This window comes from Vreelandella sp. H-I2, from assembly GCF_052959335.1.
Genome location: NZ_JBRAMC010000004.1, coordinates 22,860 through 42,724 on the forward strand (window position 1 = coordinate 22,860; position 19,865 = coordinate 42,724).

A 19,865-nucleotide genomic window follows, 5' to 3' on the forward strand; every position below is an offset into this window, starting at 1 on the left:
GCGTACAATTATTTGTGCTGCGCTATTGATGATGAAGACATATAACTACTGCGCGTCTTCATCCCGGGTGACGTACAGCCGGTTCACCAATACAAACGCGACCACCGTTAGCGGTGCGGCCAATAACAAACCGGCTAAACCAAACAAAGAACTTGCCGCAAATAACGAAAATAACAGCAACGCGGGGGGTAGGCTTACGGCACGCTGTTGTACCAGTGGCTGTAAAATATTGCCCTCTATTTGCTGAATAATGGTATACGCAATCAGCACAAACAGCGTGGTTTGAGGGCTCACTGTGAAAGCAAGCAGCAACGCTGGAATAGCGGCGATCAAGGGCCCCACCAGGGGCACAAAATCCAATAGCCCAGCCACTAGCCCCAAGCCAAGCGGAGCTGGCACGTCTAACAGCCACATAGTGATGCCCACCAAGAGCCCGGTTACCGCCATGGCCACTAACTGCCCGCCAAGCCAATAACGGAGTGCCCTACCGCTCTCATCCAGCGCTTCGCCCAAGCGTGGCCGGCTTTTAACCGGCGCGAGTAACAATAAACCACGGCGATAAAGGTCCGGCTGTGCAGCAAAATAGACCATGCCCACAATTAGCGCGAAGAAGCTGATAAGACTGCCTCCCATCGAGACCACAAACATCCCGACCTGAGAAATACCGTCCTCTAATAAGCTGCTTGCCCGATCAGCAGCATCACTCACCAAGGGCGCCAACTGCGTCCCCTCAAGTTGTTCCTGTAGCTGTTCCCAGGCCTCAGGTAACAGAGTGGCTAGCGATTCCAGCTCAGCAGATACCTGGGCACCAAATGCCCAGCTCATCAAGCCTAGCGCCAGCGATAACGCGATAATCACGGTTAACAGCGCCAGCCACCTGGGCGCGCCCAACCGCAGTAGAGGCATCATGCAGGTTTGCAGCACAGCGGCTCCCACCACTGCGCCAAAAATTAAGATCAGCAGACCAACAATTTTCCACAACATTAATGCAATGACCGCCAGCGCTAATACAATGAGCGCCTGCTCCGTAAACATCTGATGTCGGTAGGTGCTTCGCATTCAATATTCCCTTTGTAGATGCGTTGCCAGCAACAAGCTAACGTCAAAATAGAAGACATACTTGCCCTGTGTGCAAACTACTATAGGTCATTAGCCAACCTGATTTCTCTCAATTTGCGGACGTATCACTGTCTTATCGCAAGATTGGCTAGGGCAAATTATTGCAGGTACTACTGGTTCGATTAAGGGCGACGTTATGATGGGGCAAGATGAAAAGCTGTAGCCAGGCTTTTCCGAAGACAGAAATTCGAAAAAATCGTCGTTTCTTTACCTGATGCTCCAAGCTACTAACCAAGCAAAAAGAGGCGACCAGCGCTTTTCCGATCGGGGATTTATGGGCTATTGCTTAGAAATTCAGTAAACATGGGAGGTAGGAGCTCATCGATATAGCTGTCATTAAACCCTACTAGACTCGCCAATGCCTCGGGGTCGGGCAGCGTCACCTGCTGACGGTCTCGGATAACCAGCCCCTTATCACGCAGCATCGAGAAGGTCCGGCTCACGTGTACCGGGCTCATCCCCAGCGCGTCGCTAATCAACTGCTGAGTGAGTGGCATGAGGAAGGTATTGTTCTCCACTGCCCCGATCCGCTTGAGTCACAGGTAGAATTCGTAGAGGAAGTGTGCCAGTTGCTCGTGGGCGGCATACTGGCCAAGATAGATCAGCCGCTCGGAGAGTATCGCCTGCTGACGAATCGCGGTGGCCATGATGCCGACGGCCAGGTTTGAACGTCCAAAGAGTTCAAAAAGCTGCTGATAGGAGAACGGATAGACCACACCTTTACTAATCATCGCCGCACTTGATAATCGGCGGGCGAAGCCAAAATCGCGCATGCCGATGATATCGCCTGGAAGGTAGAACTTGAGGTTCTGCTTAGAACCATTTTTCAAGCTGCGATAGGAGTATGCCCAGCCCTCCTTGACCACGCAAAAAAGATCCGCATCCGCACGCTCCTGCCATAGCACCTCGTTGGCTGACATGCGCCGAGGGCTGAGTTCAAGGCCCAGCAAAAGCGCCTTGTCTTCAGGAGACAGCGCACCTTGAATGCTAAGGCCCCGCATCACTACTGTATCGAGGAGAGCCACTCTGTTACCTCTCGGGCGAATGATTTCTTAGCACCATTCTAAAACACATGCTTACATCCATAACTTATAATATGTTATGGATAGTGTTTATTATCATACGGTTACATGAATGCGTACTGAGCACCACCAGGAAGAACAGTTTTGAGCTGCACTTGACACGAGCTAGCTTGGCTTTAGATAAGCGGACATAACAGAAAAAATATTCCATTTCTGTACAGCAAGGTATTTTCGCTATTTCTTTATACGAAAACCGCTGAAAGAGAAATTGAGAACGTCATACGCAAGATGGGAAGAAAATGACCTGCAGCTATTGGCGAGAAGTGGACGCTTAATGAGACATGATGTAAGAGAAACCTTCGCTTTTTTAACAAATGATCCAATCTGGCAGTCACATCAAGGTTAGATAGCGGACTGCATCTCAGTGTCCAACTGAGGGGAAAAACCCTTGGAACATCACCGAGGATAAGTAGGACCTGGTTGTGATAGCGGGCTATGTTCGGGTAGCTGCTCCAGGCGAATGCTAGTAATAGCTTCACCGGAGCAGCAAAGATTAATGCAATTTCTTTAATCTTTATTCACATCGGTTGAGCATTCGTCCTAAAAGAAAAAGTGGGGTAAGCTTTTTGGCTACCGGTGAGTACCGCCATCCCAAAGCGCTTTTCGATATCGCCCATTTCCACAAACTTCTCCCCGCGCTGATAGGCGGCACGCAGGTGCTCGCTTAATTCGGTGACAGCAGCAGACGGCATGGCCCACTGTGACTCAGGTAAGGGCTTCGACCACTCCGCCAGCCAGTCCTTCGGGACGGCTTTCGGCAGGATGTGCTTCATGCGGTACTCGGTGTACCAGTGAGCGAAGCGAGCATGCTCCCATAGCCGCTTGCGCCGAAAGCGCCGCCAGCGGGCGCTGTCATTCGTACGCTCGCATTCGGCTTTTTCACGGGCCACGTAGGCGTCGTACCACTCCACGCCCCACTCCTTGGCGGAAGGCGTAATAGCATCAGCGCCTTCTTCCATAAAGCGGCGAATGTACTCCCACTGGGCCAGCGCCCCCGGTAGCCCCCCTACGCCGACCATAATGCCCGCCCCTGGCAAGGTATAACCAGGGCGCTTCGGGTCGGGTGGCAGCAACGCAAAGTTCCAGCCAAAGCCAGTGACCGCCCCAGGCCCCAGGTTGGGGTTAAACCCACAGACTGCGACGACATCTTCCCAGGGCACCAGCACCGTGCGGCGCTCACGCTTGCAGAGTCGGCAGATGAGATCGTAAAGAGGGGGGTAAACAAAGAGAAAAGCCATGGCACCTATATGCAATAGCGTTAACCCCAAGGGGAAATTTTCCCGGGCACCGCGCAGCCACTCGCCTATTTCAATGATGCCCATGCCACCCGGAATGGCTGAGGCGATCCCCACGATAGAAATCATCCAAAGATTGTGAGGGGCAGGCAGCCAGAGACGCCCCGGAGGATCGACCACAAAGGCTACTTCACGACGCTGGCGGTGCAACCGAATAGGCGGCATACGCTTTAGTACCAAGTTAACCGCGACGATACCAGCGACAAACGTAAAAAGAACAACGAAATAGAGCCCCCCCCAAAAAAGGCTGCTAACTGCGGGTCAGGAGGGAATCCCCCGATACCTACCCATACAACAAGGAAAAAAGCCATCATGGCTACGACGCCTACGCTCAGCATATGCCCCGCCGTCATCATGCTATCCGGGCTGGCACCCTGGCGAATATCCATGATGGACTCATCGTGGTGCACATCGATATGGGCCACATCCACGGCGTAGTCGCTATCCACCGGTAGCGGCAAGGGGCTCAGGCAGTACTGCTCACTCCCGGCACGGCTTTCCCGCTCGCCGGCTCGCATGGGGGCCAACGCTTCTGTGGAGCTGGTGTTAAACATTCGGGTTATATTCAATCACTTTAGAATCAATACCGATTTGGGAAGCAATACAGGCATCATTTAGCTAATATTAGCGTACGCCAACTTTCGATTTAATCGTCGGCATTCCGGTTATACGGTTTGGTTTAGACTAATCGTTAGATCAGCCTGATTATCAACGAATGCTTTCAATAAACCGAAAATCCCGAGCCCAACGGGCATATAAAGAATAAAACCCAGCCCGCCAAAGTAGAGAGAGACGATTAGTCCCCCTATTGTGTAGAGCAGCATAAAGACAAACATCGCCTTCCCGAATTGCTCTTTTTTCTTCATCACGCTCGCCAGTCGCTCCTTATCCTCGGTTCCGATCAACAGCTCGCTTTTACAATGCGGGCAAGTGGCCGTCTGGGCTTGCAAAAGTCCAGTAATCCATTGCGACTCTTCGGAGAAGCAAGAGGCACATGAGGGGCACTCAAAATCAATGTTTTTAATTAAAGCGTTCTCTTCTTTTGCGCCTACTGCTTTTTCGGTCACTTCTTTACTCTCCAATACTGGTTTATTGATGAATATCATTGAAAACGCTGGCTGCGTACTTACTCTCGTTGCCTCAGGCCGAAAGTGACGTCTCCTCGCCATAAACCTCGGCGAAGATGGCAGTGATCGGCCGGTTTGGCTGTTGCGCGTGGCGCTGTCTGACTTCTTTTGATAGGCGCATGAGCTCTTCGCTAGGCTTGGCCCACTGGGCTTCGGGTAGCGGTTGAGACCACTCATCAAGGCTCGCAGGCAGGGTCTTCTGACCGGCTTTTTGGATGACGCGGACTTCCCATTCGGCAAGATGGAAGGGAATCGTCCATAGGTCGGGAATGTGCCACAGGTACCACATCGTGACTTTGAACAGGCCGATGTCGTTCTCCCGGTAGCGGCGGTGCAATCGACGCCGGGCATTGTGGAAGGTATGCACGCCCTCGTAGGGCGGATCGCCGGGGCGATGCAACCCATGCGGATCCTGGAGTTCCTCGCGGGTGTTGACCTCGTACTCCATGTAGGCCCGCACCGCTTCCCAAAGCCCCAATGCCAATGGCATCCCGGGCTGTGATAATTCCAGGAAATGCTGCTGCCCTGTCTCAGGCTCGATAAACCCTATGCCCAAGCCATACTGGCGCTGTACGCCGTATTGCGTCATACCCTGCGCTTGAGTCACCCAGGCCGCCACACTCTCCCAGGGCACAATGATGGGTGGCTTACCTCCGCCTGGAGCAAAAGCCACCTCACGACGCTGGCGGTGGAAACGAGTGGGGACAGCCTCACGGAACTTGAAGTGGTAATGGGCTTTAATCACTAGGGCTAATATTAATGACAATGTGCAGATGACTAAAGCCTGAGCAAATACCTCATCAAATACGAGCCCAGTAACTAGAAAAAATGCATCAACATCTTTTCCATATATTCCAATTGCCCCCCCCAATCAAAGGCAGCAGAAAAGCTAGCATTAAAAATCCTATAAAAGGTATGCCTAACGTAAACTGCCAAGTAAAAGGCGTGGGAAGACTTCCACCAAAGTCCAGATAGGCGTCGCTTACTTCCCCAATCGCCTGGTTGAAATCCAAGGGCGCCGCTCCCGTGGGCAAGGGGGTAGGCGATATATAAATAACCTTGCCTCCTGGAAAGGACTCAATATCCCCAGCCCGGTGGGGCCGTAGGATATCCGGGCGCGGCGTTGGGTGTTGCGTGGCCGACATAGGGGAGCCTTAAATCAAGTAACAAGAGGGGGGGGCAATGTGTTGCCCACGTCAGGCTGAAATTGTCGTCTCCTCGCCATAGACCTCGGCGAAGATGGCGGTGATCGGCCGGCTTGGCTGTTGCGCGTGGCGCTGTCTGACTTCTTTTGATAGGCGCATGAGCTCTTCGCTAGGCTTGGCCCACTGGGCTTCGGGCAGGGGTTGCGACCACTCATCAAGGCTCGCAGGCAGGGTCTTCTGACCGGCTTTTTGGATGGCGCTTATCTCCCATTCGGCAAGATGGAAGGGAATCGTCCATAGGTCGAGAATGTGCCACAGGTACCACATCGTGACCTTGAACAGGCCTATTTCGCCCTCGCGGTAGCGACGGTGCAACCGGCGCCGGGCATTGTGGAAGGTATGCACGCCCTCGTAGGGCGGATCGCCGGGGCGATGCAACCCATGCGGATCCTGGAGTTCCTCGCGGGTGTTGACCTCGTACTCCATGTAGGCCCGCACCGCTTCCCAAAGCCCCAACGCCAGTGGCATGCCGGGCTGTGATAATTCTAGAAAGTGCTGCTGCCCTGTCTCAGGATCGATAAAGCCTATCCCCAAGCCATACTGACGCTGTACGCCGTATTGCGTCACCCCCTGAGCCTGGGTCACCCAAGCCGCCACGCTTTCCCAGGGCACAATGATGGGTGGCTTACCTCCTCCCGGCGCAAAGGCGACCTCGCGACGCTGACGGTGAAAACGGGTGGGAAGAGCCTCGCGGAACTTAAAGTGGTAGTGGGCTTTGATAAACAAGGCTAATATGAATATCAATGTGCAGAACACTACTGCCTGAGTGAATACCTCATTAAATAGCCCGTCAAACCCTTCATAAAATAGGGCAATATCCTTTCCAATGAACCACATTAGCCCCCCCCCCCAACACTGGAATAAGAAAAGCCAACATTAAAAAACCTATAAAGGGTATGCCTAACGTAAACTGCCAGGTAAAAGGCGTGGGAAGACTCCCCCCGAAATCCATGTAAGCATCGTTTACTTCCCCAATCGCCTGGTTGAAATCCAGAGGGGCTATTCCCGTGGGTAAGGGAGTCGGCGACAGGTAAATAACCTTGCCACCAGGGAAGAATTGAACATCTCCGGCCTGATGGGGCCGGAGGATATCTGGGGGCGGCAAGTCCGGTGCCTGCTGGCTCATAACTGACATCCTTGTCGCGTCAACATGTTTAGGCTTCACCCCCCTGCCGCCGGTAGGCTTCGGTGAACACACTTTCAATAGACAAAGCAGGATCTTGTTGGCGAATAATGCGCACTTCTTCGGAGAGTCTCACCAGTTCCGCGCTGGGCTTGGCCCACTGTTCTTCAGACAGCGGTTTCGACCACTCCACCATTTCGGCAGGTAATAGATTGGGCCGCGCTTTCCTCAGCCGTTTGTTATCCCACTCGGTTAAGTAACCTGGCAGATTCCAGAGCTGGATGATGTCGATCGCGTACCAACAGCTCCAATACAACCAACCGATTTCACCGTTAGCTCGGCGCTGATTGATATGTCGCCGCGCATTACGCAGGGTGTGTACGCCTTCCCAGGGAGGGTCATCCTTGCCTCTGACGACTTGAGGGTCTTGCACGTCGGCAAGTGAATTGACCTCGTACTCCATATAGGCACGCACCGCTTCCCAGTGGCTGATGGCCAAGGGTTTTGCCATGGTCATAAATTCAAGCTTTAGCCACTGGCCAGTTTCTGGATGTGCGTAGCCAAATCCCATACCGAACTGCTGCTGAACGCCGTATTGAGACACACCACGGGCTTCTACTACCCAGGCCATCAGCGATTCCCAGGGGACGATCACCGTTTCCTGAGTGTCCTCCAGCACAAAACAAACTTCGCGGCGCTGGCGGTGAAAGCGAACTGGGAGGGTATCCCGCAAACGCCGAAGACTAGTCCAGTGCCCAGAGTACATCGCTAAAAACCCAATCCCCCCCCTCCTAGACCTGTCAATAAAAAAGCGCTGTAAAAAAACAGAACGAACTCGTACGAAGCATCCAGCATTGTTAATAAAAAAAGACTTGGAACAATCACGCCGAATAATAAAAAAAAGCCAAACGCCACGCCGGTCAATAGTTGCCAGCCAAAAGCATCCATATATCCGCCACCCACATCCAGATAGGCTTTGTTAAGGTTGTTAAGAGTGCCGTTCATATCCAGCGCATCATGCGCCGTTGACAGAGGTTTTGGGGCCAAGTATGTAATACGGCCACCGGGGATGGATTGGGTTTCCCCTGCCTGATGGGGCTGGGTTGTGTCGGGCTGAGGCAAGTCCGGTGCCTTCTGACTCATAAGTGACATCCTGTTTGTTTTGACATATAAAAATTACGCCTCTATCCGCTGCCAGCGACCTGGGTCGCCGCGCCGAGAAAAAGAGGAAGGCGTATAGCGCTTACCACTGCCTACACCGCCACGGGGGTCAATATAGATATATGTTTCGTTTGCTTGGTAGTCGCCTTCACCATCCAGTTGCTCAAGCTGGATACCGATCACCCAATGCTCGGTACTATAGCCTCGTTCCGTAGGACGATGTGCGGACGTACTGCCTGACAGGATGGCATGATCATCGTTCACGTCTGCGTTAATTACTAGCGCCTGCGTTAACTCCGCTGACGCATCCAGCCAGCGCTCTGCGGCTTGAATGGTGCCATCCCGAGGCCTTATCTTAACCGGCTGGCTGTACCTGCCATGCTTTAAGGGAGACTCGCATGGGAGCATTACTTGAACAGCACTTTCTCTTGATCAGCTAGCTTCAGTAGAAATAACTGCCACCGCGCGAGGAACCTGCCATCTACTTACATATTCCCCTTGATCAAAAAGCTAAAACTGTGTATCCCACAGCTTCAACCAGACAGACTTTTCAAAACACATTACAGATTTCAAAAAAACCATTCTTTTATATATAAAAACGTCCCTCCTGCCAGTATAAATAATGCACAAGGAATATAAGTACAAATAGGAAATGCCACAATAAATTTTATTTTACCAGGTATCTTATCCATTTTGACCGTATCGAAAGCATGCGGGAATTTTTTTCGGACAAACCTAGAGTTTCGGAAAAATAAAAAAAATCCATAGCTTGCCGCTCTACCCATTTCCCAAGGCCATAAGCCTTTAATCCCTCTATGTGGAAAGTCGGGGCTATCGAAATACTGATCTACTTTTTCCATATAAAAAAGCAACATCACTCCCCATATTAAAAGTGACAAAACAGCAACAGCTATTATGAAAACTGCAAATAAACCAAAAACCATATTAAATTCATTCATTTTCGTTACCGTATATAAATTCCCCCAACGCCTCTCCCCCTAGCCCACCTAGTTTTCCACCTACGTCCCCACCAACATACCCAGCGCCGCCAACCACAACTAGACCGCACACTAGAGCGCCGGCACCAGCAGTAGAGACACCCAGAGCCACGCAAATCCCCCCGGCTAAATAACCCGCAGCACCACCTGCCACTGCACCACCTGCAACCCCCCCACCAAAGCTTGCTCCCTCTCTAATTCGAGCCCTTTGGCACTCTTCTTCCCGCCCAGAGGTACATGCTTCAACTGTATTTGAATATGCAGAAACTGCACTGAATCCTAGCCCTAAATAACCGGCTCTCCCCATCCATTTGCTCGCATTAGCAATGCCTGCATAGTTATCTGCATAGCCCGGTATACCTGATGCCGCCGACCCTGCCTGTCGCCAATGATGCACCGTTGTCTTGGTAGTCACTCCTAGTGCATGACGTAAATTAGGATGTTCGGGTATCCCCAATCCCATCCGCGTCACACGATCAAGCAAGGTATCAAGTTCCCTGAACAAAGCTTGTCGACTAGCGTAAAATTCTGGATTATTCAGTCGGCCCGTTCGTTCATAGGTACGCTGGTACAGCCTTTCCAGCTGCCTTAATTTTGTTTCGATCTGTTGGGTGTGGTTTTTTATGCCTGACGCCGTATTACCGATAGCCGCTCCAGCCCCACTTGTTGCAGCACCTAATAAATTGTAATAGTCAACCGTTCGTTGAGCTTCCTCATGAGTTAACTCAGCGTTTATTTCATTGACGTCGCTCGCGATTTGCATCAAAAGTGTTTCTTCACGCGTACATTGCATGCTTCTTGGATCGCTTAGAACAACAACTTGGCCAGGCACAACACCTTCACCCAGCTGCGGGTTTAAGCGCTCAAGCATTGCGTCCACATCACTGCTTAGATTGCTTGAAAATAAGTGTTCTTTCAGTTCTTCAACTGTTTGTGGTCGCTCTACAATATAGAATCCTGGTTCGACTTCTTCTTGCTCTACGCAAGGACTATCAGCCATGATGTCATCTGGACAACGGCTATCATTTATTTCACTAGTCTCTGGAAGGATTAATTCCATGCCCGCTTGCAGTCGATTTGGGTTAGCCAGTGTAGGGTTGAGCTCCATGATAGAGGAAACTGAGACCGCTTTTTCTCTAGCAATCCCGCTTAACGTATCACCATTTTGCACTATATAGCCCATCAATCCGACCTCCCTTCTTTAATTCCCCAAATAGCTTCTTCAACTTGAAGCTGTCGTTCAAGTGCTGCTACTTCGACATTCTCAATCAATTTTTTGATATCGTCTCTCTCCATTAAGTCAAAGTATTTATAATTCGTAACAGTGAACCATTCAATTTCATAACTACTTTTAAAACCCAATTTTTCGGCTATATTAACAGTGCTTAAAATTTCTTCCCTGCACACATTTTCAAAATTCTCTTTACTTATTTCACTAGCCAACTTTTTTTCCAAGCGAAGATAAAAATCTTCTTTTTTTGCGCTTTTTAGTTTTTCGATGCAATTTTGAGATAGCTGAAACCATCCCTCTTGTTTATTTGTGTCAAAAAAATCATGCCTGACAGAATTATATAATTCCCAGCTATCACCAGCATATGCCGCCCATTGATTAACCGGCCCATTGAACTTTGAAAAATCCTCATCACTCAGGGCCCGCATTATTTTTGAGAACCATTCTGGAGAATAAAACCTCCAGTAGGCTAGCTGATCGTTAGGAAGACGTACGCTTATTAAGCTCTTTAGGTACTCAAGGACTTCAAAATGGGAGTAAGAACTTACAAAAACCAACCCATTTTTGCGCCAATCTTTCTCATGATCCCACACCTGACTTTTGGCACTAGGTTTATATAAACAAGGGCTTACACCTAGCGATGCTTCATGCCGAGTTCCATAATATATAGGTGAAACCTGAGGTGATACTTCATAGTCATATATGGATTGCATCGCTGGAAAGACAGCCTCATCCAGCAGTATAAATACCGATTCGTCTTCTTTTTTATGCAACATCTCTAACACTGAAAACTCACTCATTACATAACCTTCATTTACACGGGCATGAAGCTAATGGACAGCTGCCATCTGCCTGCTGATAGCATTGAGCACTGAGGAGTAGCCCCTCTTTCGCAACTTGTTTTAGCTGCTCTGATGAGTTAGGAAAAACGGGAAGTACAACCTCATGGTTCTCACTTTCAGCGTTAAGCGAGAGAAGAGGCCCCTGCGCGGCCTGCCCACTACCACTGCCGGGGCTGCCGCCGGAGTTGATCTTGACCTGCGGACCTACAATGGTGACGCCGCTGGGGTCGATTTTCAGAAAGCTGCCGCCTGCTTTTAGGGTGATTTCCGCGCCTGCTTCGATCACCACCTTCATGCCTGCCTTGTGGTGCACTTCCTGACCGGCTTCCATCAGGTGCGCTTGGCCGACCTTTTCGTGGCGGGTGCCGTCGATCATCAGGTGGTCGTCGCCATCGATCTGGGTGTGACGATTGTTATGCACCGTGTGATGGTCGTCGTTGTCGATCTCGCTGATGCGGTCGTTGTGCACCTTGAGGTGGCTGTCGTGGCGAATCTCTTCAGTGCGATCGTTAAGCGTCAGTAGCTCCAGGTCTTTCTGGGCGTGGAGCCAGATCTGCTCTTCGCCGGCCTGGTCTTCAAAACGCAGTTCGTTGAAGCCCTCGGCCTTGTGGCTCTGGGTGCGCAGTACCGTGCGGGTCTTGTGTTCCGGCAGCGGGTAGGGCGCGGTATTGACGGCGTGGTAGGTGCGCCCGGTGACCAGCGGCTGGTCGGGGTCGCCTTCCAGGAAGGAGACAATCACTTCGTGACCGATGCGCGGAATGGCGATGCTGCCATAGCCGCCGCCCGCCCAGCCTTGAGCGACGCGTACCCAGCAACTTGCCGTGTCGTTGGGTTCAGCGTAGCGATCCCAGGGGAACTGCACTTTGACCCGGCCGTGTTCGTCGCAGTGAATCTCTTCGCCCTCCGGGCCGACCACAAAGGCCACCTGGGGGCCATCGACGCGGGGTTTGGGGTTGGGCGTCGCCCGCCAGGGCGCATCACCGGGGATCAGCGTGACCTGGTTGTGGTAGCGGGTCATCCCGGCACCGTCTGATTGGGTGATGCCGTCTTCTTCCAGCGCCTGGGGTTGCTCGCCGAAGTGGCTTACTTCAATGGCCTGCCAATCGCGGTTGAGACTTTCGGTATCGTGATCAGTCAGGGTGAAGCGCAGTCCTGGGGCAAGTTCGGGCAGATCGCTTTCTGCTTGGGCGGTAATAACCTCGCGGCGCAGCTGTTCCAGGCGAATGCGGGTAAAAGGCTTACCGGAGGCATCCTGCTTGTAGCGGCCAGGGTAGTCGAAGTGTTCGTAATCGGCGTTTTGTCCGTGTTGCTCAACATCGCGGCCCAGATGCTCATGCAACTGCGCATACGCCGGATTTTTAAAGCTGTAATCTTTTAACGTCGCCGTCGCGGCGGCCACGCGTGCCGTGTGGCTGAGTTTGCGCACATGGCGAGTGGGGGCGGTACTTCCTGCGCGGCTGTGGTAGATGCGCTCGCCCACGTTGGTCAGTACTTTTGGATCATCGGCAAAGATTAAGCGGTGGGTGCCGCTGTCACTCTTTTCAAATTCATGAAAGTAGAACAAGCCTTCTTCGGCAGCTAAACGCTCAATAAAGGCGAGGTCGGTCTCGCGGTACTGTACACAGTACTCACGCTGCTCCGGTTCGCGGGAGACGGCAAAACTCACATCGGTAATGCCCCGCTCATCACACAGGGTATTAATGATGGTGAGCGGGTCGACTTTCTGAAAGATCCGCGAGTTCTGGCGCAGCGAAAGCCGCCACAGGGCAGATCGCAATACCAGGGAGTAAAACGTGCGGCGGTGGCCTCGGTCACCGCGACCAAACTCGCTGACAATCCCGTGCACCCGGCGCAGCGGTTCGCCGTCCTGCCAGATGGTGAGAGTGGCTTCGCGATCCAGCAGCTCGGCAGCATTAAGGTTGCCATCTTTGCTGGCCAGGTTGAGCGCCAGCTCAAACGGCTGAGAGAGTGCTTCACGGTGGGTGAAATCGATCACCGCGATCTCGTCTACGCCGGGTAGCGTTAGGGTAAATTGTAGGCCTGACATATTACCTTCCTTAAATTACCGTGCGATCGCAGGTGTGAGAGGTCATCTGTTCTAGCGTGTAAAGCCAGCCGTCAAGAAAAAGCCAAAGTTGCCTGCCCATTACTTCAAAAATATAAGATGGCTGTTGATCTGAAAGCTCATGCACACTCAATGTTGTGACAATGTCTCTTTCCAACCCAAAACCGTAGAAAGTCCCCATCCGCTGACTCGCATCGGGTATGTGCCCTTCTTGAGCTGCGTTAGGATGTTCTTCAATCTCATAGATAGGATTTAGGTAGTGAGTGCCATCCCAAAATAGAAAGTCACCTTCACTGAGCACAATGGTTTCATGACGATGGCTAAGCGCCCGCTCATGAGTTGTTAAACTGCCTCGGTATTTCTCGACATCAACAACGCAATAGACCCCATACAACTCGTGTACTGGCATTTCCTCTTCACCACCGGCATACGATGAAAGCGAAGAGAACACAGCCGCAGCTGCAAATCCAGGCGCGACTGAACTACCTCTTCTACTCCCCATATCAACTTCCCTCCCCTGAACCCGAGCCAATCACAACGCCGCCGCAATCGATGGCGTGGCCGGTCAATGCAGCAGGTTTGCCGTCAATAAGAATCGTGCTGGAACCTTGTGCAATCGACCGTGGGTGCTTGGGATGCTTGGTTTTGTCGTGGGGCTCTAACGGATCGCCCACCCGTGCCACCGGTTTTCCATCCATTATGACCGTACCACTACCGGCTAGGACGGGCGTCGGGGGAAAGCCATCGTGGTCGGTTCCCATATCACCTACGAGTACAAATTTCTGGCCCATTATCACTGCTCCTGTTCCGGTTCTGCTTATTCGACCTGCCTGCCACTGTGCCGTTGCGCTGTCGGATTACTCATCCCACATGGCGGGCGCCTCATAGCTGGCAACATCGAAGGCGTCTACGTATTGGCGGGTAAAGCCTGCCGCTTCTAGGCTATCAATCGCCGAGTGGCAGGCCAGAGGGAGGCGTGTTTGCAGCGGCACACCGCTTAAACTTCGGCGCACCGCCATCAAAAGGCGAGTGCCGTGGCCGCTGCCTTTCCACTCCTGGTCGATGTAGAAATAGCGCAGTTGCCAAGCGGCTTCATCATCCGGTCGGCAGGCAAGCACCATCCCCAGTGGCGGCCCTTCCCCGTGGCGAAGCGCCAGCAGCCGCCCTTGCCAGTGAGCCACTTGGCTCTCTTCCAGCTGCAGCCATAAGCCATGATGAACCGTAAACTCCAACGCCCTACGCAGAGTGTCCAATACGCTTTTATCGCGCAGTACCCACGGGGAGTGCCCCTTGGCATCCGCCTGGTAGACCGCTTTAATAAAACTATCGATATCCTCACCGCGCGCTTCTTCTAACGGGCGAGCGCGTTTTGCCATACGCCGCTTTTGGCGTATTGAAGGTTGGGGCGCTCCTGGCGTAAACAGCTGCTTAAGTCTGGTCAGCATCGCTACCTCGATCAGCGTAGAGGGCGGAAGGCAGTTGAAACCCCGATGCCAGTGGCCGCGTAAAGGGATTGGGTGCGCCATTGGCGAACAGGCGATAGCGCATCGTGCCGCCATCCACGTTGAAGCGCAGTTCCAGCTCTCGCTCGCTAATGCTGGTGATATCGGCTTGTTCCAATAACCGGAACCACGCCCAGGCGCCGTCTTGACTCACACTGCGGGGAGAACGGTTCACTTCGCTGGGCACCATGGTGATGAGACTTTCTGTGCCGCCGCGCAGGGTATTGGGCCAAATCATCGAAACGCGTTGGCTGGCGCTGTGGGCATATTCAATCAGTTGACCATCAACACTGATCACACTGCGCCGCTTATCGGGGCTTAGGCTGATGGGCTCCAGAGCAAACTCAACATCCAAGGCACCATCACGGCTAAAATAGGCGCGACGAATCTGTTCGGCCTGTTGAACGGCCGTAAGCAGGCTATCGCGGAGCAGTGAATTCCCCTCGGCATCCACCAAGTACTCTGGGGCGCCTTCAATAAAGGGTTTTAGGCTCTCTTCATAAAAAGCGTCCAATGTTCCGTTAGGAGCAAAGAAATCTTCAAAATCGTTCAGCGCCACCTCTCGGCTGGCACCTGGGGCGAGAGGATAGCGGCCGGCCAGGCGCTCTTGATAAGGCGCGACGACATCATCAAGCCAGAGATGTTCCAAGTGACGCGTCGCGCTGGCCATCATCAAGTGCCAGCTCTGATCGGCCAAGTCATGCAGCATATTGCCTACCGGCTGAGGCGTGTTATCTGCAATTCGCTGAAGGTTGAAAATCGGGTCATTACCACGCAGCGCGAGCCGATCCCGCACATTGATGAAGGCAGCACGGCCGGCATCGCTCGACTCTTCAATTTCAAGCAAGTAGTCACGCAACGCCGTTACCGCGGCTTTTATCTCTTCAAGCGATGAAGGGTTGTCGTTACGCTCCTGGCTTAGCTGATTGATAGGTGTAAACGGCTGTTCAATGGCTAACGCAAGCTGGTAGCGCTGGGATTGTTGCAGCGCTTTACGAGCCTGCTCATCATCGCCTGGCAGTTCAGGATAAAGGCTGGTATTGCGTTCTACAGCTGCCAATAGCCGATCAAGTGGCCGCTGCGCGCCAACCAACGCATCCGCCACCACGATGGCTTGGTGGATATCCGGCAGAGGAACCAACTGAGTATCACGCAGGGCATCGCGCCAACTAACATGGTAATCACTAACGTAATGTTCGCGTAGCGCCGTTTGCAGTTGCTGCTTATCGGCATCACTAAAGTCAATATTGTTGCGTTGTCCCAGTACCCAAACATCAATCAACGCCAGCTCTGTGGCTCGCTCAAGCTCTTGTAAAAAGTAGTTCTCGAAGCCGTCCCGGGTGACCAGGTGCGGTAAGCGAACATGGTTGGGATTGTCGTTACGCGCCATAAACACGGTATCGAATAGCGTTCCCACGCTACGGCGCAAATCAAGTGGTTCCCCTTGGCGGCTACCGGCTACTTTAAGCGCGGCGTAAACACGCTCATCAATCGGTTGGCGTGAAAGCTCTTCTTGGGCTGCCGTTAGGCTGCCACGAAGAGGGGCCATCGCCTGAGCGGGAAGCTGTTGGCCTTCAGCGATATGGCCCTCCAGATCGCTATGCTCCAACGCGTAATCCAGATGGGTTAAGAGGTGCTTTTGGACCTCGCCTTGCTGGGGAAAATAGCCTTGCCAGCGCTGTGCCATGAAGCGCTCTACCCGCTCCGGTTGTCGGCCGCTAGCATCAGACATCATGCGCAGCACACGCAGCAGTGCCAACTTTTCGTTACTGTCTGGCTCTGCACGGTTCATGTCGTCCATGATGCCGATCATCAAGGCAGGTAGGAATTGTTGCTCGAGCATGGCGAGATAGGCACGCTCAATTTGTGCCCCTATGATGTGCCCTTGGTACAGTCCCATATCCGCCAGGTAAGGCGTGTGCGTGCGGTACTCAGAAAAAGTTTCCAGCGCATACCGTAGCCGATTTAAGGGCTCTAAAAATTCATAACCACTGGGGTCATCGCTTTGAAATGCCTCAGGCTGAGTAGCTAAAAACGTTTCGGCACGCTCCTCCACAGCAGCAAGAGAAACACTGTTTTTTTGATAGAAATGTGTCCAGCCACCCACTAGACCTATGCCCATAATCAAGCATGCGGCAAGGCTAAGCGTTCGTGCGCGACGTCGCTGTTGAGTGACCCTGGCGTTATCCCCGGCCAAACCCGCTTCTGGGTAAATGACGTTATCGAACAGCTCTTCGGTGAAGTAGAGCGCACTGCGTGTAGCACGGTGAGCTGGCTGAACGCTGTCATCCATGCCGTAACGGCGCGCAGCGGCATCCACAAAAGGATCTTCGGGAACGCCCTGCTGGTAGACGGACGTAAAATAAGTGCCACGTACCATCGCTGCTGTGGAGAAACGGTCACTGGATAATGCCTCGGTCAAGAAGCCAAACAGCACATCGCGCAGGCCAGCCAACTGACGTACAAAACGGAATACTGATTCACGCTCTTCGCGGTCACGACACTCTGAGAGCATGGTCGGCATCAGTTGGTTTAAACGCGCCAGCATAGCGTCGTAGTCAGCTTCAAACTCAGTTTCCCACTTGCCAGCGGTGTCCATTGATGCCGGAGTAAAGGTAAACCCCAGCGGCGCACGGCGAGCATCACGGGAGTAGTGCCGAAAGAAATCATCAAAGCCGTGCAGCAAGTCCATTTTGCTAAACGTCACATAAACCGGCAGACGGGTGCCATGACGCTCCATCAACTCTCTCAGGCGGCTGCGTAGCAGTGCCGCATACGCTTTACGCACCGCCACTTGAGCATGGCTCAGCCGGGCTAGATCCAGCACCAAGACCACACCATCCAGAGGACGCTGGGGCCGGTTCCGCTCAAGCCAACCGACAAAATGATCCCATAGCCGGCTCTGTAGCGCCTGCGGTTCGCCTCCTTCCATGGCGCCTTGCGTCAGTAGTTCACCATCGGGGTCGATCAATACGGCTTTATCACCGATCCACCAATCAAAACCGAGCTGCCCTTGCTTGCTGCTTTGGCCGGATGCCTTCATGACATGGGTCAATGCAAAATTTTGCCCAGAACGGTTAATCAAGCTGGTCTTACCTGCGTTCTCCACTCCCATCACCAAGTACCATGGCAGACGGTAGCGGCTACTATTTCCCCCTCCGAGGCTCTCGGTAATTTCGCTTAACACACTATTAAGAGACGCTTCCTGTCGCTCGACTTGAGACATAATCGGGTCTTGCTGGCGCGCATCTTCTTGCTGCCGCTCTTCATCAAGCCTGCGTAAACGGCGTGCCAAGCGAACACCCCATACCACGGCGATCAGAGTGACCACCACCAATGTGGCCAACAAGCGATTCGTAAACGGTGCGAGGGGCATAACACCACCCACTTCCCACCGAGGCCCAAGCCACCAGATCGCGATCAGCAACACGATTATCAGGACTGCCCAGAGCAGCGTTGAGAGCCGCAATAGCCCTTTGGCTTTATTGCCGTGAGCATTAGCCCGATTTTGCGCTGATTGTGCCTGCGACATACCTGGCACCCAGCGGCTTAGTTTTGATTTTAATGTTGACCACATTAGTCTTTGTCCCTCGTCCCTTTAATGATGAACATTATGAGTACGTCTCTTTAACCGCTGCTTTCAGGCGCGCCACCAGCGCAGGCTCCCACTGCTCTAACGCCAGATCGATGACGTATTGATGCAAGGTGTGATAGTGCTGCTGCGCTAAACTCTCTAGCCCGTTTTCGTTTAACAGATCAGCACTTGCCAGGCGCCAATAGGCTTTTTCACGCGGTGAACGGGCTGAGCTAAGCCCTTGATCCAGTACTGATAATGCAGCACCAATATCACCACTTCCTGCTGCGTCTCGAGCCTCTTCAAACCCCACCTGCCAAGCTTCATGTCCACCAGCCCCACCGCCCCCAGCTGTGTTGCTGTACAGCCAGCGCTGCGTCTCATCGTCTATAAAACTCGTTCCGTTATTGAACGTCAGGGTTTCGATGCCGGGGAGCCGCTCTACAAAGCGTTGCGCTTCATCACGAATAGCCTCAGCGCAACGGGGATGGCCAAGCTGTTTGGCAAGACCAGCACTGAGCCGGTGGCCTTCCAGCCAGTAGGGGCTAACCGCCAGGCTATTTTCGATCCGCTGCCAAAGCTCACTGTCGCCACCGCGAGCAAGCGCTTCACGATAATCGGCAATACGGTCTGCCGAGACTGGCGCTAACTCTGTTTTTCCCAAGGTTTTACCCATGGTTTTCCCCTCCGCTTTAGCCGCTGGCAGCGCTTGGATGGCACTCCAGACTGCGTAGCGACGGAGGCGATAAGCAAGCGGCTCACCAGGCGACTGTTCGCTCAAAAAATCAGCCATTTTGAGTAGCGCCTGACGGTTAGAGCGCTCGTTGCCCGCTTCTAAGCGCAACTCTGGCGCTTTAGCCGGTGCCTGGGCTGAACCATGAGCCGAGGGAGCTTGTTCAGCGTTGGGGCTTTGTTCTATCTCATTACGCGCTCCCTGCTGAGTAGGGTGATGGCTATTGGATGAAGCGGATGACTGGCTCGGCCGCTGAGCTATGAGTTGGCGGCTTAGTTCGTTAAGCGCGTCTCCTGGCAACGAACGCTGCTTTACTCGTGTCTGTAACTCCGTGAGTGCGCTTTGGCACGCCTCGAACTCATCTTCTGCATTATGAAAATCGAGCCCGTTGGCAAGCTTGACGCTACGTTGGGTAAATTGCTGAAACAGCCGGGGACGTAACTTGGCACCTCGTGGGCCATTAAACGGATAGGCGTGCTCCCACCAGGGCTGCTCCAGTGCGCAGGTTAGTAAGCGCAGCGAGAGGGCGAAACGCACACCGTTACCATCGTGCTGCAGGCAGTGAAGTAAATGGCCTAATACTTTTAAGTCCTTACCACGCTCACTGAGCATACGAATAGCGAGCGTTTCAGCCGTCTCCCACGCGACATTGGCATGTTGCAGCGAACCGACTTTCATCATTTCAGCATCGAGAGTCAGGTAATCGCCCGTCTCTTCAAGCGGAATGCCAACAGGGTGCCCTTGATCATTACCTGCCAACGGCGCTAATAAAGGGTCAAGATGAATTTCAGCAGTGATGCGCATCATT

21 protein-coding genes are annotated in these 19,865 nt (G+C 52.9%); all 21 read right to left on the reverse strand.

What is annotated here, in order from left to right:
* Nucleotides 1-45 precede the first annotated feature (45 nt).
* The gene (locus ACUVOF_RS10875; protein WP_447044370.1) at nt 46-1,059 is read right to left on the reverse strand and encodes an AI-2E family transporter; all 1,014 of its coding nucleotides are present in this window, start codon (nt 1,057-1,059) and stop codon (nt 46-48) included.
* A 332-nt stretch (nt 1,060-1,391) separates the two neighbouring features.
* Nucleotides 1,392-1,637 carry a helix-turn-helix domain-containing protein gene (locus ACUVOF_RS10880; RefSeq protein ID WP_447044371.1) on the reverse strand — a complete coding sequence of 82 codons (246 nt, stop codon included), beginning with the start codon at nt 1,635-1,637 and terminating at the stop codon, nt 1,392-1,394.
* Nucleotides 1,638-1,655: 18 nt separating this feature from the next.
* Complete coding sequence (locus tag ACUVOF_RS10885) at nt 1,656-2,144, reverse strand: Crp/Fnr family transcriptional regulator (RefSeq protein WP_447044372.1); 489 nt, start codon at nt 2,142-2,144, stop codon at nt 1,656-1,658.
* Nucleotides 2,145-2,719: 575 nt separating this feature from the next.
* Nucleotides 2,720-3,661 (reverse strand): hypothetical protein, encoded by a 942-nt coding sequence (locus tag ACUVOF_RS10890; RefSeq protein ID WP_447044373.1) that lies wholly within the window; start codon nt 3,659-3,661, stop codon nt 2,720-2,722.
* Between the two features lie 5 nt (nt 3,662-3,666).
* The gene (locus tag ACUVOF_RS10895; protein ID WP_447044374.1) at nt 3,667-4,050 is read right to left on the reverse strand and encodes a hypothetical protein; all 384 of its coding nucleotides are present in this window, start codon (nt 4,048-4,050) and stop codon (nt 3,667-3,669) included.
* Between the two features lie 111 nt (nt 4,051-4,161).
* The gene (locus ACUVOF_RS10900) at nt 4,162-4,563 is read right to left on the reverse strand and encodes a hypothetical protein (protein ID WP_447044375.1); all 402 of its coding nucleotides are present in this window, start codon (nt 4,561-4,563) and stop codon (nt 4,162-4,164) included.
* A gap of 73 nt (nt 4,564-4,636) precedes the next feature.
* The gene (locus ACUVOF_RS10905) at nt 4,637-5,368 is read right to left on the reverse strand and encodes a hypothetical protein (RefSeq protein WP_447044376.1); all 732 of its coding nucleotides are present in this window, start codon (nt 5,366-5,368) and stop codon (nt 4,637-4,639) included.
* Nucleotides 5,369-5,819: 451 nt separating this feature from the next.
* Nucleotides 5,820-6,665, reverse strand: coding sequence for a hypothetical protein (locus ACUVOF_RS10910; protein ID WP_447044377.1), 846 nt, complete (start codon nt 6,663-6,665; stop codon nt 5,820-5,822).
* Nucleotides 6,628-6,954 (reverse strand): hypothetical protein, encoded by a 327-nt coding sequence (locus tag ACUVOF_RS10915; RefSeq protein WP_447044378.1) that lies wholly within the window; start codon nt 6,952-6,954, stop codon nt 6,628-6,630. The genes ACUVOF_RS10910 and ACUVOF_RS10915 overlap by 38 nt, the downstream gene beginning before the upstream one ends.
* 28 nt (nt 6,955-6,982) lie before the next feature.
* Nucleotides 6,983-7,630 carry a hypothetical protein gene (locus ACUVOF_RS10920; RefSeq protein WP_447044379.1) on the reverse strand — a complete coding sequence of 216 codons (648 nt, stop codon included), beginning with the start codon at nt 7,628-7,630 and terminating at the stop codon, nt 6,983-6,985.
* 89 nt (nt 7,631-7,719) lie between these two features.
* Nucleotides 7,720-8,094 (reverse strand): hypothetical protein, encoded by a 375-nt coding sequence (locus ACUVOF_RS10925; protein WP_447044380.1) that lies wholly within the window; start codon nt 8,092-8,094, stop codon nt 7,720-7,722.
* A 33-nt stretch (nt 8,095-8,127) separates the two neighbouring features.
* A complete protein-coding gene (locus ACUVOF_RS10930; RefSeq protein ID WP_447044381.1) occupies nt 8,128-8,520 on the reverse strand; it encodes a hypothetical protein in 393 nt (130 codons plus the stop codon).
* Between the two features lie 161 nt (nt 8,521-8,681).
* Nucleotides 8,682-9,071: a hypothetical protein gene (locus ACUVOF_RS10935; protein WP_447044382.1), complete on the reverse strand. Its 390-nt coding sequence runs from the start codon at nt 9,069-9,071 to the stop codon at nt 8,682-8,684.
* Nucleotides 9,064-10,293, reverse strand: a complete 1,230-nt coding sequence (locus ACUVOF_RS10940) for a LysM peptidoglycan-binding domain-containing protein (protein WP_447044383.1) — start codon at nt 10,291-10,293, stop codon at nt 9,064-9,066. The genes ACUVOF_RS10935 and ACUVOF_RS10940 overlap by 8 nt, the downstream gene beginning before the upstream one ends.
* A complete protein-coding gene (locus ACUVOF_RS10945) occupies nt 10,293-11,141 on the reverse strand; it encodes a DUF4123 domain-containing protein (protein WP_447044384.1) in 849 nt (282 codons plus the stop codon). The genes ACUVOF_RS10940 and ACUVOF_RS10945 overlap by 1 nt, the downstream gene beginning before the upstream one ends.
* Before the next feature lie 10 nt (nt 11,142-11,151).
* On the reverse strand, nt 11,152-13,230 hold the full coding sequence (locus ACUVOF_RS10950; protein ID WP_447044385.1) for a type VI secretion system Vgr family protein: 2,079 nt from the start codon (nt 13,228-13,230) through the stop codon (nt 11,152-11,154).
* A gap of 10 nt (nt 13,231-13,240) precedes the next feature.
* Complete coding sequence (locus tag ACUVOF_RS10955) at nt 13,241-13,750, reverse strand: hypothetical protein (protein WP_447044386.1); 510 nt, start codon at nt 13,748-13,750, stop codon at nt 13,241-13,243.
* A 1-nt stretch (nt 13,751) separates the two neighbouring features.
* Nucleotides 13,752-14,069 (reverse strand): type VI secretion system PAAR protein, encoded by a 318-nt coding sequence (locus ACUVOF_RS10960; RefSeq protein ID WP_447044803.1) that lies wholly within the window; start codon nt 14,067-14,069, stop codon nt 13,752-13,754.
* Nucleotides 14,070-14,105: 36 nt separating this feature from the next.
* Nucleotides 14,106-14,693 (reverse strand): GNAT family N-acetyltransferase, encoded by a 588-nt coding sequence (locus ACUVOF_RS10965; RefSeq protein WP_447044387.1) that lies wholly within the window; start codon nt 14,691-14,693, stop codon nt 14,106-14,108.
* Complete coding sequence (gene tssM, locus ACUVOF_RS10970) at nt 14,677-18,282, reverse strand: type VI secretion system membrane subunit TssM (RefSeq protein WP_447044388.1); 3,606 nt, start codon at nt 18,280-18,282, stop codon at nt 14,677-14,679. The genes ACUVOF_RS10965 and tssM overlap by 17 nt, the downstream gene beginning before the upstream one ends.
* A gap of 79 nt (nt 18,283-18,361) precedes the next feature.
* On the reverse strand, nt 18,362-19,864 hold the full coding sequence (gene tssA / locus ACUVOF_RS10975; protein WP_447044389.1) for a type VI secretion system protein TssA: 1,503 nt from the start codon (nt 19,862-19,864) through the stop codon (nt 18,362-18,364).
* Between the last annotated feature and the right edge of the window lies 1 nt (nt 19,865).

Coding starts and splice junctions, on each gene's coding strand:
- ACUVOF_RS10875 (WP_447044370.1), bottom strand. CDS start 1,059: ATGCGAAGCACCTACCGACATCAGATGTTTACGGAGCAGGCGCTCATT.
- ACUVOF_RS10890 (WP_447044373.1), bottom strand. CDS start 3,661: ATGCCGCCTATTCGGTTGCACCGCCAGCGTCGTGAAGTAGCCTTTGTG.
- ACUVOF_RS10895 (WP_447044374.1), bottom strand. CDS start 4,050: ATGTTTAACACCAGCTCCACAGAAGCGTTGGCCCCCATGCGAGCCGGC.
- ACUVOF_RS10910 (WP_447044377.1), bottom strand. CDS start 6,665: ATGTGGTTCATTGGAAAGGATATTGCCCTATTTTATGAAGGGTTTGAC.
- ACUVOF_RS10915 (WP_447044378.1), bottom strand. CDS start 6,954: ATGAGCCAGCAGGCACCGGACTTGCCGCCCCCAGATATCCTCCGGCCC.
- ACUVOF_RS10925 (WP_447044380.1), bottom strand. CDS start 8,094: ATGAGTCAGAAGGCACCGGACTTGCCTCAGCCCGACACAACCCAGCCC.
- ACUVOF_RS10930 (WP_447044381.1), bottom strand. CDS start 8,520: ATGCTCCCATGCGAGTCTCCCTTAAAGCATGGCAGGTACAGCCAGCCG.
- ACUVOF_RS10935 (WP_447044382.1), bottom strand. CDS start 9,071: ATGAATGAATTTAATATGGTTTTTGGTTTATTTGCAGTTTTCATAATA.
- ACUVOF_RS10940 (WP_447044383.1), bottom strand. CDS start 10,293: ATGGGCTATATAGTGCAAAATGGTGATACGTTAAGCGGGATTGCTAGA.
- ACUVOF_RS10945 (WP_447044384.1), bottom strand. CDS start 11,141: ATGAGTGAGTTTTCAGTGTTAGAGATGTTGCATAAAAAAGAAGACGAA.
- ACUVOF_RS10950 (WP_447044385.1), bottom strand. CDS start 13,230: ATGTCAGGCCTACAATTTACCCTAACGCTACCCGGCGTAGACGAGATC.
- ACUVOF_RS10955 (WP_447044386.1), bottom strand. CDS start 13,750: ATGGGGAGTAGAAGAGGTAGTTCAGTCGCGCCTGGATTTGCAGCTGCG.
- ACUVOF_RS10965 (WP_447044387.1), bottom strand. CDS start 14,693: ATGCTGACCAGACTTAAGCAGCTGTTTACGCCAGGAGCGCCCCAACCT.
- tssM (WP_447044388.1), bottom strand. CDS start 18,282: ATGTCGCAGGCACAATCAGCGCAAAATCGGGCTAATGCTCACGGCAAT.
- tssA (WP_447044389.1), bottom strand. CDS start 19,864: ATGATGCGCATCACTGCTGAAATTCATCTTGACCCTTTATTAGCGCCG.